Below are 15,431 nucleotides of genomic sequence, written 5' to 3' on the forward strand. Positions count from 1 at the left end.
TCAAAATGGTTTTAAGACGCGTTTGAGAAGGGTGATGAAACGCATTATAAGTTAAATTTGGTTGTAAGACGAGTTTGATCAAGGAGATGAAACGCATCGTAAGTTGAATTTGGGTGCGAGACGCGTTTGATAAAGGGAATGAAACGCATTTTATGCACAATATGGATTTAAGACGCGTTTGATCAAGGAGATGAAACGCATTACAAGCACATTATATCTTGAAACGCGTTTCACCAAACAAACTTAGGACCGTCATTCATTAAGGTATCCTCATCTTAAAGCGCCGTTATAAAAATTTAACTGCTAAATTTCTAGTTCTGCTTATCTACATAAACAAAAATGGCATCTTTTAAAAATTCAGTACCACCCTCAATTCCTTTATCGTAGTAGGCTGTAAATCGCTCGTCGGCAACATACATTTCAGCAAGACCTCTATGGGCTTCCTTTGAGTAGGATGGCCATGAGTAGGTTAGCCACTCTTTATGTTTTGCAGCAAGTTGCTGGGCTAATTCCGAACTGGGATCGCCGGTTTTAAAGGCTTTCGGAAGGAGTTCCAAAATTTCATTGCCCAGCTTTTCCATTGCCTCATAATCTTCTTTCGACATGCCCCGAAACTTTGCATTGGATTCGTCTACCGTTTTGTCGCCGTATTTTTTCCGGATTTCTTCTCCATATTTTTGTTCATTTTCAGTGACCAAGTTGTCTTTGAATGCCTCGAATTTTTCATGATTGTTCAATGTAATTTCCCCTTTCTGGTGAGCAATTGTTTTATCAATTGTCTCGATTAATTTATCTAGGCGGGCACGTTTTTGTACAAGCTGATTATAATGATGGATCAGTGCATTCGACTGGTCGAAATTGGGCTCATTCATGATTTGAATAATCGTTTCGAGATCTACCTCCAATTCACGAAAAAATAAAATTTGCTGCAATCGATCCACTTCTTTTTGGCCGTAAATACGGTAACCGGAGCTATTTATTCTGGATGGCTTCAATAAATCAATTTCATCGTAATAACGAAGTGTTCGGCTGCTTACACCTGCTAATTTTGCTAATTTGCTAATCGTGTACTCCAACGTAATCCCTCCTAATGGTTTCATCATAAAGGTTGACGTAACGTGAATGTCAACAGCATAATAAACTTTTTATAGGAAATAATCATAGCGTGATGCTGGCACATGGTTTAATATAATCTTGGTAAAGAAACAGATAGATTTTTTAAAATTATTTTGTCGTTTGAAAGGTAGTATAAATGATGGAGAATAAGAAAGTTCAAGTAAAACAGCCGAAGTATCAAAAAATTGCAGCTGATATCGCATCCAGAATTGTTGAAAAGAAATACTTGGTTGGCGAAAAAATTTATGCAAGGTCTTCATTGGCAAGTCAATATGGTGTATCGTCCGAAACTGCAAGAAGAGCTATTGCCGTTTTGCAGGATCTTGAAATTGTAGAAGCCACTAAAGGCAGTGGCGTCATGATAAAATCCTATGAAAAAGCAGCACAGTTTGTCCATCAGTTTCTAGAAGTGCAATCCGTTTACCAAGTGCAATTGGAGATGCTCGAAAGTATTAAAAGACAAAAGAATGAGTTGGAAGTATTACAAGAAACAACAGAGCGGCTGGTTAGTCGTACGGAGAGATTTAAATCCATCAATCCTTTTGTCCCATTTCAAGTCGAACTAAATGAAGACACACCTTATCTGTCACAATCCATTGGTACCCTTAACTTTTGGCAAAATACCATGGCAACAATTGTTGGAATTCGACGAGGAGTAGAACTAATTATTTCTCCTGGCCCCTATGCTACCTTTGAACAAGGGGATGTTATTTATTTTATTGGAAATGATGAATGTATAGATCGGGTTCATAAATTTTTATATCCACAATGAGTTAGCGCGTAGATACCGAACAAACCGGTATCTAACGCCTTTTTTTATTGTCTGGAAGATTATTTCCTTTACTAGTTTCCTAGATTGTTGAGTTGACACAAGTAACAACCTTTTGTTAACATGAAGTTGTTGCTTAGTTGTAAACTAATAAAAAACAGTTTTGAGAATAATAGGAAAGGGGAACTGTATGACGAAAATTAAAGTTGAAAATGTAACGAAAATTTTTGGCAAGCATATCAATAGTGCTCTTAAGCTTGTCGAACAGAAAAAAAGTAAAACAGAGATCCTTAAACAAACAGGTGCTACAATCGGTGTTTATGATGCAAGCTTTTCAGTAAATGAGGGTGAAATCTTTGTTATTATGGGGCTTTCAGGTAGTGGTAAATCCACGTTAGTGCGTCTGCTAAACCATCTTATTGAACCTACCAGCGGAAGTATTTACATAGACGGTGAAAACATCTCCAAAATGAATAAACAACAGCTCAGAACCATAAGACGTGAAAAAATGAGCATGGTGTTTCAAAACTTCGGTTTATTCCCACAACGAACAGTCCTTGCCAATACCGAATACGGCTTAGAAGTACGCGGTATCCCTAAAGAAGAAAGAACAAAAAAAGCAGAAGCTGCTTTAGAAAACGCAGGATTATTACCGTACAAAGATCAATTCCCGAGTCAACTATCGGGGGGAATGCAACAGCGTGTTGGATTAGCGCGAGCGTTGGCAAATAACCCGGATATATTATTAATGGATGAGGCTTTCTCTGCTCTCGACCCATTGATTCGAAAAGATATGCAAGACGAATTATTAGATTTACAACAAAAAGTTAGAAAGACCATTATATTCATTACACACGATCTAAATGAGGCATTGCGTATTGGTGATCGCATCGCGTTAATGAAGGATGGGAAAATCATTCAAATTGGCACGGGAGAAGAGATTCTTACAAACCCGGCAAATGACTATGTTAAAACATTCCTTGAAGATGTAGACCGTTCGAAAGTTTTAACTGTAGAAAATGCCATGATTCGACCAATTTCCGTGAATGTGGAAATCGATGGACCAAAAGTAGCGTTGAAACGTATGCGTGAAGAAGAGGTCAGTGTATTGCTTGCAGTTGACAAAAATAGAGAGTTTAAAGGCTATATTACTGCTGATGATGCATTGGAAGCTGCAAAACGTGGCGAAAAAAATGTGGTTGGCATTCTAAAAACGGATATGGAATCAGTTGCACCTGATATGCTCATCCAAGATGTATTAGGAATAATTTCCGAATCATCCATTCCGTTGGCAGTTGTAAAAGAGAATAAATTAGTGGGTGTTTTAATAAAAGGCGTAGTCATCCAATCTCTTGCTTCGGATACTGAGGAGGTGGCCGCAAATGAATAAAATGCTAGATTCGATTCCAAGTTTGCCAGTAGCGGATACAGTCGAAACAATAATGGACTGGTTAACAAGTCATCTATCTGCATTGTTTAGCTTTATCCAAGATGGCGGTAAGAATGCCATGGACTTCATCACGGAAATGCTGGTTGCAATTCCGCCAGTTGTCTTTATTTTAGTAATAGCCATCATTGCCTTTTTCGCTACAAAAAGAAAGTTTGGTTTAGCTATTTTTTCTATCATAGGCCTGTTATTTATTTATAACCAAGGTCTATGGGAAGAGTTAATGAACACAATAACGCTTGTCATTTTTTCAAGTATTATAGCAATTATTATAGGAATCCCACTAGGTATTTTAATGTCGAAAAGCATCGTTGCAGAAAACATTATTAAACCAATATTGGACTTTATGCAGACAATGCCAGGATTTGTTTATTTAATACCGGCAGTTGCCTTCTTCGGTATCGGTGTTGTACCAGGTGTTTTTGCATCGGTCATCTTCGCATTACCGCCAACAGTTCGTTTTACAAATCTAGGTATCCGACAAGTACCAAGGGAATTAGTTGAAGCAGCGGATTCTTACGGTAGTACTGGATGGCAAAAGCTTCTTAAAGTTGAATTGCCATTAGCGAAATCAACGATAATGGCAGGTATTAACCAAACAGTATTGTTATCTCTATCGATGGTTGTCATCGCTTCGATGATTGGTGCACCTGGTTTAGGTAGGGAAGTGTTATCTGCTTTACAACGCGCCCAAGTAGGAAATGGGTTTGTAGCAGGCCTTAGTCTTGTAATATTTGCCATTATTGTTGACCGTTTAACGCAAAGTTTTAATAAAAAGAAGTAATGGAAAGGGAGATTGGATGAATTTCAAAAAAATAAAAATGATGGGCCTAGCTGTTGGGGTGGGAGCAATGCTTGCTGCCTGCAGCGGCGGCTCGGATGAAGGGGCAGAGTCAACAGGAGATGCTAAAGATGCATCAAAAAATGGTGGATCGAATGAAATAAATCTGGCCTATGTCGAATGGGATACAGAGGTAGCGTCTACGCATGTTGTAGGTAAAGTTCTAGAAGACTTAGGGTATGACGTTACTTTGACTCCTTTGGATAATGCCATTATGTGGGAAGCTGTATCCAGTGGGGAAGCAGATGCAACGGTTTCGGCCTGGCTGCCAAATACGCATGCTTCACAATATGCAGAATACAAAGATAGTATGGTGGAGTTAGGTGAAAATCTAACAGGTGCCAAAATTGGGTTGGTTGTACCTGCCTATATGGATGTTGATTCAATTGAGGACCTATCTGACGAAGCGAACATGACGATAACAGGCATTGAGCCAGGTGCAGGCGTTTTGGGCGCAGCTGAAAAAGCTGTAGAAGATTATGAAAATCTAAGCGGATGGGAAGTTTTACCTTCATCTTCGGGTGCGATGAATGTTGCATTGGGCCAAGCAATCGAAAATGAAGAAGAAATAATTGTCACTGGTTGGTCTCCACACTGGATGTTCTCTTCATATGATTTGAAATACCTGGAAGATCCAAAAGGTGTATTCGGCGGTGAAGAGATACTTGGTACTTTTGCTCGCAAAGGGTTAGAAGAAGACATGCCTGAAGCATACAAAGTACTGGATGCATTTAATTGGACAACAGAAGATATTGAAGCAGTAATGCTTGATATTGCGAATGGTACGGATCCGGATGAAGCAGCGACTAACTGGATTAATGAAAATACTGAAAAAGTTGCCGAGTGGACAGAAGGCGTAGAGTAGATTCCTGAGGGCTTTAGCTTTTTAAGAACCTGCTAAGGGATATGCATAGGGATTTATAGTCAATTGAATTAAAAAGATTTATTTTCATTACTGCAATAAACAAAAGGGGTTATCTTTACAATAGATAGCCCCTTCAATTTAAAGGAGGATGAAGAATGTTAAAAATAAAATCAATGGGTATTACTTTAGGCGTATCTGTTTCATTACTATTAACTGGCTGTGGTGATGAAGAAGGAAATCAGGACAGTGTGAACACCACAGGCGAGAATGCGAATTTGGGTGAACAGTTGGATTATACAATTACAGGTATCGAACCAGGTGCGGGAATCACTGAACTGTCCCATAATACTCTGGAGGGGTATGGAAACTTGGAAGGTTGGGAACTTCTAGAAAGTTCAACAGCAGGTATGTTAGGTGTACTAGATGGAGCAATTAAAAACGAGGAACCAATCATAATAACAGGTTGGACCCCACACTGGATGTTCTCTGCATATGATTTGAAATTTCTAGAAGATCCCAAAGGCACATTAGGTGGTAGTGAAAATATAAATACCATAGCAAGAAAAGGCTTGGAAGAAGATATGCCGAATGCTTATAAAATTCTTGACCGCTTCTACTGGGAACCGGAAGATATGGAAACAGTAATGTATGATGCACAAGAGGGTTCATTTGAAGAAGCCGCACAAAATTGGATCGAAGAGAATCCGGAAAAAGTGAAGGAATGGACAGAAGGTATCGAGAAGGTAGAAGGAAAAGAAATTGAGCTGGTTTCAACACCATGGGATACAGAACGTGCTTCGGGCACTGTGATGAAGGCCATATTAGAGCAACAAGGATTCACCGTAACATTGACGCCTGTCGATCCAGCAATTATGTTCGAAGCAATCGCTAATGGCGAAGGGGATGCTAGTGTTGCTCCTTGGTTGCCTACAACACACAAATCTTTCTATGAAAAGCATGCCGAAGACATTGTAGATTTAGGGGAAAATCTCAAAGGAACACAAACTGGTTTCGTAGTTCCAGCTTATATGGAAATTGATTCAATCGAGGATTTACAACCTAAACAATAAAATAAGCAACGGCAATAGCTCGGCGTAAATTCAAAGTGAGGTGATGAATCTAACCGAAATTCATCACCTAATATTATTTATCTATTGTATCGTATCCGATTACCGTCCATATTCCGGAAGAATCCTGCTTAATAAGTCTTTTTAAGTAAACGAGTTTAATGGGAGTATCGCTATCATTTACTGCAACGACAGATGTATCCTTTGTGCTGTGTAAAAGCTTTACGTTTCCTTCCTCAATCGGATACTCTCCTTCAATACCTTCTGGAGAAAGCTGTAAACTCACAAAGACCTGGGTTGTCATAAGAGGGTCCAGTCTCCATGGAGAATGCCCTTCGTCAACACTTTTTTGAGCGTTCTGTTCTTTCTTTAAATCATAAGGCACCTCTACTTGTGGATTGATATCGTACTCTTTCGCTTGAACCGGAAAGATAATATTGTTATAAATATCAACACTTTCAAGCTCAACAATTAATTGATTCGATTCGAGAAATGCGGGAACTGCATTTTCTTCTATAATGTCCACAGTAAAAACCTCCGTCTTTATTAGGTATGTTAAGACATTACCGTTATTATTTGCAAAACTTTAATTTTTACTCTAAAAAGGATAAAATTTTTAATTCAGGTTAATATCCTGCTTATCGACAAAAGTTGTTTTATGATTGATATTAGTTAAGTATGTTGGTTATTGTTTAATTTAATTCCTCGATTTTAATAATCCATCAAAATAGTGTAATTAATGAAAGGAGAAGCAGCATAAAAGCAGCTTCTCCTTATGTAATTAATCAACCATTGTCTTTTTATAGAGTACGATTGTGAAAAACCAAGTAATGATGGACCAAACAAGGATTGTAATAATTGGAACCATAATATCAGTTGCTGTATAGGCTTGCTCGATTGACTCTGCCAATAAAATGATTTGTGCACTAGGTAACCATTCGGCGATTTGCAAGATTGGATACTTTCCGGAAAGTTGCAAAGCAAATGGACCGAACGAGAAAATTAACATGATGGGTAAAATGGCGACAGATGCTTCCAAAATTGTTTTTGTAAAGAGTGCGCATAAAGTTCCGAGTCCAATATAAAATACTGCCGAAAGGAAAAGGGCCATGCCTAAAATCAGCCAGTTGGCAGGATTATAGCCAACAAGATAAACGGAAAGTATGATTGTAATAGCCGAGATTGTAAATACCAACAAGCTTTTTCCAAGTAGAATATCAAACAAGGTTGCTGGTGACAGCATTAGGCTACGGAGCGTATTTCTCTCCTTTTCTTCTGCGATTAAACAACACTGTACAAAGCTGGTCACCGCTACAAACGCCGGGTTGACTGGCAAAAAGTACCCCTGCATGCTCTCTATACCGGTTTGATTGTAGATTAAAGCCATAATTAGCGGCAATAATACCATGGTGGAAACTGCATAGTTACGGGAAAATTCTTTGTAGTCCTTCATAAAGATTGCATGTATGCGCGTTAAATTCATATTAAATCACTCCCTGTCAATTGCATGAATATATCTCCTAAAGTTGGTTCGTTCCTGTAAATACGCGAGAGAAGACCTTGATTCATCCACTCATATACTTTTTTTGCTTCTTTCCTGTTATTTTCGATGCAATGCTCACTGCCATCTACTAATTCCACGGTAATGGTATCATCGCTAAATTGTTTCTTTAAATCCTGTGGAGAACCTATCGCACGAATCTTCCCTTTATGCAAGAAGGCAACACGATTACAAAGTGTTTCGGCCTCGCTCATATCATGAGTGGTTAAGAATATAGTGGTACCGATTTCATTCAGCTTGCGCAAACCATTATAAATATGGTGGGTATTCACTGGGTCCAATGCAGAAGTTGGTTCATCCAAAAATAACAGTTCAGGCTTATGCATAATAGAACGTGCTAATGTCACGCGCTGAGTCATTCCTTTGGATAACTTACTGACTTTTTTCTTTCGATCCTTATATAGGTTTACAAAGTCAAGTGCCTCTTTAACGGAACTTGTTGGCAAGTTGTAAAGCTTGCTGTAAAGCAGAAGATTTTCTTCAACAGATAGCCGGGAATATAGGCCGCTATTATCCGTTAGAATGCCAAATCGCGCTCGATTCTCGGTTTTCTTCATTTCCTCGGCATCCTGCCCTAATACAAATACACTGCCACCAGACCTTGTTAATTGAGCAGTAAGGATCTTGATGGTAGTTGTCTTTCCAGATCCACTAGGGCCTAGAAATCCAAATATTTCCCCTTTTTTAATGCTGAATGAAACATCCTGCAAGGCTTCTTCTTTTTGGAAACTTTTCTGTAAATGTTGTACGTCAATTACATTCATCATCTTCCATTCCTCCAACTTCGTTATTTACACATCTAGCATAAGTTGAAGGAATGGAGTGGGCATTAAAATCAGGATGAAAGGAGTTATTTGGTGATAGGAGGTGTCATAAATTGCTTAAATGGATAACGAAATTTCCCAGGAAATTGGTCAAATACCGATAATTCGTTTTAATTCGACTAACTTATTCTTTGATAGAGGTACTACCGTCTCTGTGGAGGTATGAAGGGATAAACTGTAACTATTTCGGGTCCATGTAATTATTTCCCTTACTTTTTGCAAGTTCACAATGTAAGAACGGTGGCATCGGAAGAAGCCAAATGGTGTCAATTTTTGTTCTAATTCGTTTAAGGTCAATGAAGTGGGATAGGTTTCTCCACTCAGATAAACCGACACTTGGCCTTCAACACTTTCTATATAATCAATCTCAGGAGGATTAAATAAAATAATTTTTTCATTCCGTTTTGTTGGAATCTTTTCAAAACGAAAAGGAATAATGTCGTTTTTCTCCAAAGCAGCCGTTTCTTCCTCTTTTACATCTAGTGGCTGTAAACCTGAAGCCTCGAGACGGAAGACCGAATCGCTGGCAAATAAAATTTCTTCCATATTATTTGATAACAAAATAACTGTTTTTTGTTCCTTCTTTAAAGAGAGCAATAAGTTCATAACAATTCTTTTTGAATGTTCATCAAGGTTTTGTAGTGGTTCTTCGATAACCTGAATTGGTTTTTCGTTCATAAAACAATGGATGAGACGTAACCTTTGTTTTTCCGCACTAGATAAATTATGTAGCCTTGCTTTCTTTTTATCAGCCAACTCAAAAATCGTTAGTAAGTCCCCATGTTCTGTTGAGGGGCTGTATAAGCCTTTTAAAAAGCTGATATATTCATTAATGGTTAGTCGATTATAAAATCCATTATCTCTATACTCGGTATGTATAAGCGGATTGGAACTGAATTGTTTGGTCAAAAAGTTTAATTTTGCTACATCTGAGTAGATGCCGATAATGGAACCTTCCTCAAATTGCATTTCTATACTTGGAGAAATCACATTTCCTTCTACAGCAAAGGAGTCTATTGTTATGGCTATGTTTGAAGTCATAATAAATCCTCTCTACGTATTATTCTAAAATTAATACTATTATAATAATTATACACAAATGGGATAGAGAGGAAAAATGGGAGATTTTTGGGTAGTTTCTGTAAATTCTTTATATCAGAATAAAAAAGTGCTTCTCATCTGAAAGCACTTTTCCGTTTTATTATTGAATTGGGATCCAAATCTCCGAGTAGTAATTCGCGTTTGAAGGGTTATCATTTGTATATACTTCTAATTCGGCTGTTCCTGCAGGGTTGTATGGATTTGAAGGGAACCATTCTGAATAAATTTTTTTCCATGTATCCTGCATCGCATGTGGCATGGGACCATGGACTTCGAAAATTGCCCATTTGGAAGCGGGTATCTTAAAAGCATCCATACTATTCGGTACATCACCTTTAAATGCAGAAGCAATCCAATAATCCATTAAACCAGTTTGTTTTTCGTTCTCATCGACAGAACATACACCAAGAACGCCTTGAATATCTCCATTGTTTAAATCCACTAGCCGATCGTTCGTTCCATCAGCGTGCACATCATTCCAAAACTGCGGAATACCTCTTATATTATCTCCATTTTTGTAATTATACGTTCTTTTAACACCAATAACCTGAAAAGCATCTTTTTCTACAATTTTGTAATTCATCGGTATTGCTCCTTCCAGTTTGATTTTTATGGTGAGGCGATTATAAGATTGCAGGGGACCTAATTTTTTTCGCGCTTCTTTTGGTGAAAGATTATGTTGTTTTCGAAACGCCTTTGCAAAAGACTCAGGAGTTTCATACCCATACTTATAAGCAATGTCGATAATTTTGTCATTTGTATTGATTAATTCCTGCGCAGCCAATGTTAGCCGTCTCCTGCGAATATAATCACCGATTGTGCTATCCGTTAATATGGAAAAGGTCCTTTGAAAGTGAAAAGGCGAGGAATTGCACTTTTTCGCTATTTGTTCAACGGATAAATCGCCATCAAGCAAATGGTTTTCAATATAATCAATCGCCTGTTGAATCGAATCCACCCAACTCATAAGAATCACCTCTATAGATATAATAATTAATGGAGCATATGGTATCTGGTCTTGGACTGCTTTCTTTGGACAGTTTTAATTTACGTAAGATATTTTTATGACATGTTCAACCTTTGCAAATTTTGATAAAATATAGTAATGATTCAATAATTAGGAGGAAACCATGTGGCAATACTTGTCCTTTTCTTCATCATTCTCATTGGGATTGTTTTTGCGATAAATGTTTATGTATATGAAAACAGCGACTTTAGCAAAACAACCGGCCATCCATTTATATCGGTTTGGACAAATGGAAAAGTCAGATTTTTATATAAGTTATCTCAAAAATTGAATAAAGTAAATGGCGAATATAAGCTATTATCCAATATTGCCCTTCCAGAAAGTGAACGGAAAGTGGATTATCTACTTCTTCATCAATCGGGGATCTATATCATTAATGCAAAGGATCCTGGCGGATGGATCTATGGGAATGAACAGGATATTCAATGGGCACAAGTTTTGGAGAACGGGCAAATGAGTACATTCCCAAATCCGGTACTGGACAATAAGCTAAAGATAAATGGGGTAAAAAAGTATATCCCAGAAGTAGACAAAGACCTGTTTCAATCACTCATTATTTTCGGTAATCATTGTTCTTTTAAGAAAATCGAAGTGCATTCACTAGATGTAGAGGTTATGAAGATCCATGAATTAGAAAGCTATTGGAAGAATAGGATGGATCAGGTTCTAACAAAGGATCAAATAATGGCGATCTACTCCAAGCTGAAGCCTTATGTTATCCCAAAACAATCAAAGGAAAATGGCTTGTTAAAGGATGTAGCTTCAAGTTAAGAAAAGATTATCTCTAATGGGATAGTCTTTTTTTATGTTAGGGTGAATACAGACTAAGACCCCGTTCATTAGGTTGACCCAATTTTTGTCGTTACGGCTTCTCACTCCCTTTAAAAAGAGTGAATTTTCTATGAATATGGCAACCTAGCATGTACAATATAGAAAAAGAATTCAGGGTGGATAAATGAGGAAAATTCATTATGGCTGGTATGTCCTGGCTATTACATTCCTGGCTATTATTGTAGCTGGTATTATACGTTCATCTTCAGGCGTATTTCTAGATCCGTTTGAAACGGAATTTGGCTGGGGAAGACCCACAATTTCCTTTGCTTTTGCAGTTTGCCTGTTATTATACGGTTTTTCGGGTCCTTTTATGGCTGCATTTGTTGAGGTATTTGGATTAAAAAGAATGATGCTTTATTCAATGGTAATTTTATCGGTAGGTCTTTGTCTTACTTTTGTGATGAATAGTCAGTGGCAATTAATCTTGATCTGGGGTGTTATGTTAGGTGTTGGATCGGGATTGTTTTTAACAGTATTAAGTACCCAGGTGGCGAATCGCTGGTTTGTAAAAAGAAGAGGGCTTGCAGTTGGGATATTAACCGCTGCTACAGCTACAGGACAATTGATATTACTGCCTATATTGGCGAACTTTGTGGAAAACTATTCCTGGCGCTTTGCGATAGCGTTAATATTCATTTTAAGTGTTTTGATGCTAATCGTTATCGCAATATTCATGAGAAGCAACCCAAAAGATATCGGTCTTGCACCATACGGACAGGTGAAAGAGCCTTCTGAACAAGTACTCTCCTCTGAAAAACGCAATCCATTTAAGATGGCCATTGCATCATTAGTAGAAGGAATAAAAGTAAAAGAATTCTGGCTATTAGCTGGAAGTTTCTTTATATGTGGATTATCGACAAGCGGATTGATCGGAACCCATTTTATTTCCTATTGTGTAAGCTTCGGCATTCCCTTGGTTACAGCGGCTTCGATGTTATCTTTTATGGGTGTATTCGACTTGATCGGTACCACCATATCAGGCTGGTTATCAGACCGGTATGACAATCGCTGGTTATTATTTTGGTATTATACATTGCGTGGGATATCTCTCCTTTTCTTGCCCTTTGCACTTGCGGAAGGATCTTATGCATGGCTTGTTATTTTCTCAATTTTCTACGGGCTCGACTGGATTGCTACTGTTCCCCCGACAATCGGCTTAACAAGGCAGAAATTTGGCCTTGAAAAAAGTGCAATGATGTATGGCTGGATTATGGCAAGTCATCAGGTAGGAGCTGGGGTTGCGGCATATACAGGCGGTGTATTGTTTAATATCTTTGGTTCATATATGTGGGCATTTCTTTTAGCGGGTGGTTTTTGTTTCTTGGCCAGCCTATTTGTCATTTTACTAAAAAAACATAATCCTAGGGAACTTGTTTAGTTTTTCAAACTATATGAATAGATGATATGATACTTACAGCAAATAAAAAGGAGTATGAGTGTGGGAAAGGTATCCAAAAGAGTTGCTAGCATTTTACATATGAAAGAACATGAAACGCTTTTTTCCTGTCCTCTATGTAAAGAAAGTATGCATGTCACGGATGACGGTCACGTAATATGTGGCAATCATCATTCATTTGATATTGCGAAACAAGGCTATGTAAATTTCATGATTAAACCGGCTGCTTCAATGTACAGTAAAAGTCTATTTGAATCCCGACAGGAAGTAATTTCGAGTGGTTTATATAATCAACTGCAACAGACTATTGCAAAGAATATCGGGGATGAAGCGCAAGTAATACTAGATACAGGATGCGGGGAAGGGTCTCATCTAGAAAGAATATGTGATTTGCTGACGCAAGATGTGGTAGCCATAGGAATTGATATTTCTAAAGAAGGTATTCAGGCTGCTGCGAAGTTTTACGAGCAAAAGATATGGTGTGTGGGAGACTTAGCAAATAATCCATACAAGAAACAATCCATCGACTGTATATTAAATATTTTATCGCCTGCAAATTACGATGAATTCAGCAGGTTGTTAAAGCCGAATGGAAAAGTCATTAAAGTCGTCCCTCAATCAGGCTATCTAAAGGAAATACGCAAACAGGCTTTTGCAAATTCCGAAAAAGAGAGTTATTCAAATAATCAAACCGTAGAGCGGTTTAAAGAACATTTCACAAATGTATGGCAAGAACGTATTACGTACACCGTGCCTCTAAGTGCACAGCTAGTACCCAAGCTCCTGGAAATGACACCTCTTGGGTGGCATCTGCAAGAAGGCATTTCATTAACTGAAATTACAATAGATCTTGATGTATTAGTTGGAGAGCATGACTGATAGTCAAATTTTAGATATCGATAAAAAAGTGCGAATAGATTGGTAAAACAAAAAGTATAAAAAGGTAGGAATGGAACAGTGTTATATGATTTTGCGGCAAGATTAGTTGGAGTATTTTTAACCCTTAATGGTTCTAAAGCCAAAGTGTATGGAAAAGAAAATTTACCAAAAGAAGGCGGCTATATTATTGCTTGTACACATAATGGATATGTGGATATCTTTAATTTAGGTGTATCGATGTTGCCTAGGCATATTCACTTTATGGCGAAAAAGCAGTTGTTTGATATGAAGGTGCTCGGTCCACTCGTATCAAATCTAAATGCTTTCCCTGTGGACCGGGAAAACCCGGGACCAAGTGTGATTAAAATTCCTCGACAACTTATTAAAGAAGGTAAGATTGTCGGGATCTTCCCAAGTGGAACTCGCTCTACAGAAAATGCGGAGTTAAAACAAGGTGCCATTACGATTGCTCAGCTTTCTAAGGGGCAAATTGTTCCGGCGGCTTACATTGGACCAAGAAATGTAGGGGGAGTATTCAAAAGACAAAAAGGTTATTTAATCTATGGTAAGCCCTTTACAGTAGGAGCAGGTAAAGAAGCTCGCGAAGAAGCAACACAACATTTGGAAAACGAATTATTACGTCTAACGGAAGAGTTAAAATCAAAGTCCAAATAGTAAAACAAACACTTTCCCATAGTTGGAGAGTGTTTTTTAAAAGGGGGAAATATTGTGGAGATTGTTGACGTCAAAGAAATCCAAGCGCGTTTCAATGAAGCAGTCGATCTCTTCTGGGGATATTGGGGGTCTGGGAACAATCGTTCTTTTTATGAGCAATGTATGCAAAATTCCCATGGTCCTGATGGCATCCCACGCTTCTATGTAGCGATTTCAGAAGGTGAAATGGTTGGTACATATTCTTTACTGCGAAATGACATTAATAGTAGGCATGACTTGTATCCATGGTTTGCATGCCTCTACGTAAAAGAGGAATATCGTGGAAAAGGAATAGCAAAGAATCTATTGCAGCATGGTGTGGAACAAGCCAAAAAACTTGGCTTTAAAATGCTCTATTTAGAAAGTAATATAGATGGCTTCTATGAAAGGTTGGGCTGGAACGAAAATGGCCTAACCTATGACCCATTTGGAAATCATGCAAAAATATACGAGATCAATTTGGAGGAATAAAATGAAGCGTGTTCTTTTTGTTTGTCTAGGAAATATTTGCCGATCGCCAATGGCTGAAGCAGTCATGCATGATTTAGTGGAACAACGGGGGTTAAGTAATTCCATTAAAGTAGATTCTGCAGCTACAAGTTCATGGCATGTTGGGGAAGTACCACATAAGGGGACACAGAAAAAACTAAAAGAATTTGGGATATCAACTAGCGGTATGAAAGGACGCCAGCTATCTGATGAGGATTTCAAAGCATTTGATTATATTGTAGGAATGGATAGCAGTAATGTACAGAACATACGTGAAATGCTGGGACAGCCCGATCATCCCAAGATTTTTAGGTTCCTGGACTTAACACCACATCGCAAGGATGTTCCCGATCCCTATTATACAGGGGATTTTCAAGAAACGTATGAATTAGTAGTAGATGGCTGTGAGGCATTGCTGCATAAAATTCTAGCAGATTTAGAGTAAAGCCCTGCTCGTCTCCGACTTGTAAAATATTCCCTTTGCCTTTTTTGTACTGTTCT

General features: G+C 38.1%; 17 protein-coding genes. 11 read left to right on the forward strand and 6 right to left on the reverse strand.

Translation table 11 applies throughout. The annotated features are described in order from the left end of the window. Positions 1-311 precede the first annotated feature (311 nt). Positions 312-1,076 carry a MerR family transcriptional regulator gene (locus QYB95_RS16615; RefSeq protein WP_301139497.1) on the reverse strand — a complete coding sequence of 255 codons (765 nt, stop codon included), beginning with the start codon at positions 1,074-1,076 and terminating at the stop codon, positions 312-314. Between the two features lie 176 nt (positions 1,077-1,252). Between QYB95_RS16615 and QYB95_RS16620 the strand changes: the two genes are divergently transcribed. From QYB95_RS16620 to QYB95_RS16640, 5 genes are all read left to right on the forward strand, one after another. Next, on the forward strand, positions 1,253-1,888 hold the full coding sequence (locus QYB95_RS16620; RefSeq protein ID WP_301139498.1) for a GntR family transcriptional regulator: 636 nt from the start codon (positions 1,253-1,255) through the stop codon (positions 1,886-1,888). Positions 1,889-2,075: 187 nt separating this feature from the next. After that, the gene (locus tag QYB95_RS16625) at positions 2,076-3,275 is read left to right on the forward strand and encodes a quaternary amine ABC transporter ATP-binding protein (protein ID WP_301139499.1); all 1,200 of its coding nucleotides are present in this window, start codon (positions 2,076-2,078) and stop codon (positions 3,273-3,275) included. Continuing rightward, the gene (locus QYB95_RS16630; RefSeq protein ID WP_301139500.1) at positions 3,268-4,116 is read left to right on the forward strand and encodes an ABC transporter permease; all 849 of its coding nucleotides are present in this window, start codon (positions 3,268-3,270) and stop codon (positions 4,114-4,116) included. Before QYB95_RS16625 ends, QYB95_RS16630 begins: the two co-directional genes overlap by 8 nt. 16 nt (positions 4,117-4,132) lie before the next feature. Beyond that, entirely contained in the window at positions 4,133-5,038 is a 906-nt protein-coding gene (locus QYB95_RS16635; RefSeq protein ID WP_301139501.1) for a glycine betaine ABC transporter substrate-binding protein, read from the forward strand. Between the two features lie 155 nt (positions 5,039-5,193). Next, entirely contained in the window at positions 5,194-6,108 is a 915-nt protein-coding gene (locus QYB95_RS16640) for a glycine betaine ABC transporter substrate-binding protein (protein ID WP_301139502.1), read from the forward strand. Between the two features lie 73 nt (positions 6,109-6,181). On the opposite strand, the gene QYB95_RS16645 is transcribed toward QYB95_RS16640, so the two are convergent. From QYB95_RS16645 to QYB95_RS16665, 5 genes are all read right to left on the reverse strand, one after another. Then, a complete protein-coding gene (locus QYB95_RS16645; RefSeq protein WP_301139503.1) occupies positions 6,182-6,631 on the reverse strand; it encodes a hypothetical protein in 450 nt (149 codons plus the stop codon). 255 nt (positions 6,632-6,886) lie between these two features. Continuing rightward, entirely contained in the window at positions 6,887-7,588 is a 702-nt protein-coding gene (locus QYB95_RS16650) for an ABC transporter permease (RefSeq protein ID WP_301139504.1), read from the reverse strand. Further along, complete coding sequence (locus QYB95_RS16655; RefSeq protein WP_301139505.1) at positions 7,585-8,433, reverse strand: ABC transporter ATP-binding protein; 849 nt, start codon at positions 8,431-8,433, stop codon at positions 7,585-7,587. Before QYB95_RS16655 ends, QYB95_RS16650 begins: the two co-directional genes overlap by 4 nt. 147 nt (positions 8,434-8,580) lie before the next feature. After that, positions 8,581-9,531 (reverse strand): LytTR family transcriptional regulator DNA-binding domain-containing protein, encoded by a 951-nt coding sequence (locus QYB95_RS16660; RefSeq protein ID WP_301139506.1) that lies wholly within the window; start codon positions 9,529-9,531, stop codon positions 8,581-8,583. A 160-nt stretch (positions 9,532-9,691) separates the two neighbouring features. After that, complete coding sequence (locus QYB95_RS16665) at positions 9,692-10,558, reverse strand: AraC family transcriptional regulator (protein ID WP_301139507.1); 867 nt, start codon at positions 10,556-10,558, stop codon at positions 9,692-9,694. A gap of 165 nt (positions 10,559-10,723) precedes the next feature. Between QYB95_RS16665 and QYB95_RS16670 the strand changes: the two genes are divergently transcribed. From QYB95_RS16670 to QYB95_RS16695, 6 genes are all read left to right on the forward strand, one after another. Further along, complete coding sequence (locus QYB95_RS16670; RefSeq protein WP_301139508.1) at positions 10,724-11,389, forward strand: nuclease-related domain-containing protein; 666 nt, start codon at positions 10,724-10,726, stop codon at positions 11,387-11,389. A gap of 184 nt (positions 11,390-11,573) precedes the next feature. After that, positions 11,574-12,830 (forward strand): MFS transporter, encoded by a 1,257-nt coding sequence (locus QYB95_RS16675; protein ID WP_301139509.1) that lies wholly within the window; start codon positions 11,574-11,576, stop codon positions 12,828-12,830. Positions 12,831-12,890: 60 nt separating this feature from the next. Continuing rightward, on the forward strand, positions 12,891-13,727 hold the full coding sequence (locus tag QYB95_RS16680; RefSeq protein ID WP_301139510.1) for a putative RNA methyltransferase: 837 nt from the start codon (positions 12,891-12,893) through the stop codon (positions 13,725-13,727). A 78-nt stretch (positions 13,728-13,805) separates the two neighbouring features. Next, a complete protein-coding gene (locus QYB95_RS16685; RefSeq protein WP_301139511.1) occupies positions 13,806-14,402 on the forward strand; it encodes a lysophospholipid acyltransferase family protein in 597 nt (198 codons plus the stop codon). A gap of 54 nt (positions 14,403-14,456) precedes the next feature. Then, positions 14,457-14,912, forward strand: coding sequence for a GNAT family N-acetyltransferase (locus tag QYB95_RS16690; protein WP_301139512.1), 456 nt, complete (start codon positions 14,457-14,459; stop codon positions 14,910-14,912). Position 14,913: 1 nt separating this feature from the next. Beyond that, positions 14,914-15,375, forward strand: coding sequence for a low molecular weight protein-tyrosine-phosphatase (locus tag QYB95_RS16695; RefSeq protein ID WP_301139513.1), 462 nt, complete (start codon positions 14,914-14,916; stop codon positions 15,373-15,375). Positions 15,376-15,431: the final 56 nt, after the last annotated feature.

Origin of the sequence: Ureibacillus aquaedulcis (assembly GCF_030418165.1) — a bacterium.
Classification (GTDB): domain Bacteria; phylum Bacillota; class Bacilli; order Bacillales_A; family Planococcaceae; genus Ureibacillus; species Ureibacillus aquaedulcis.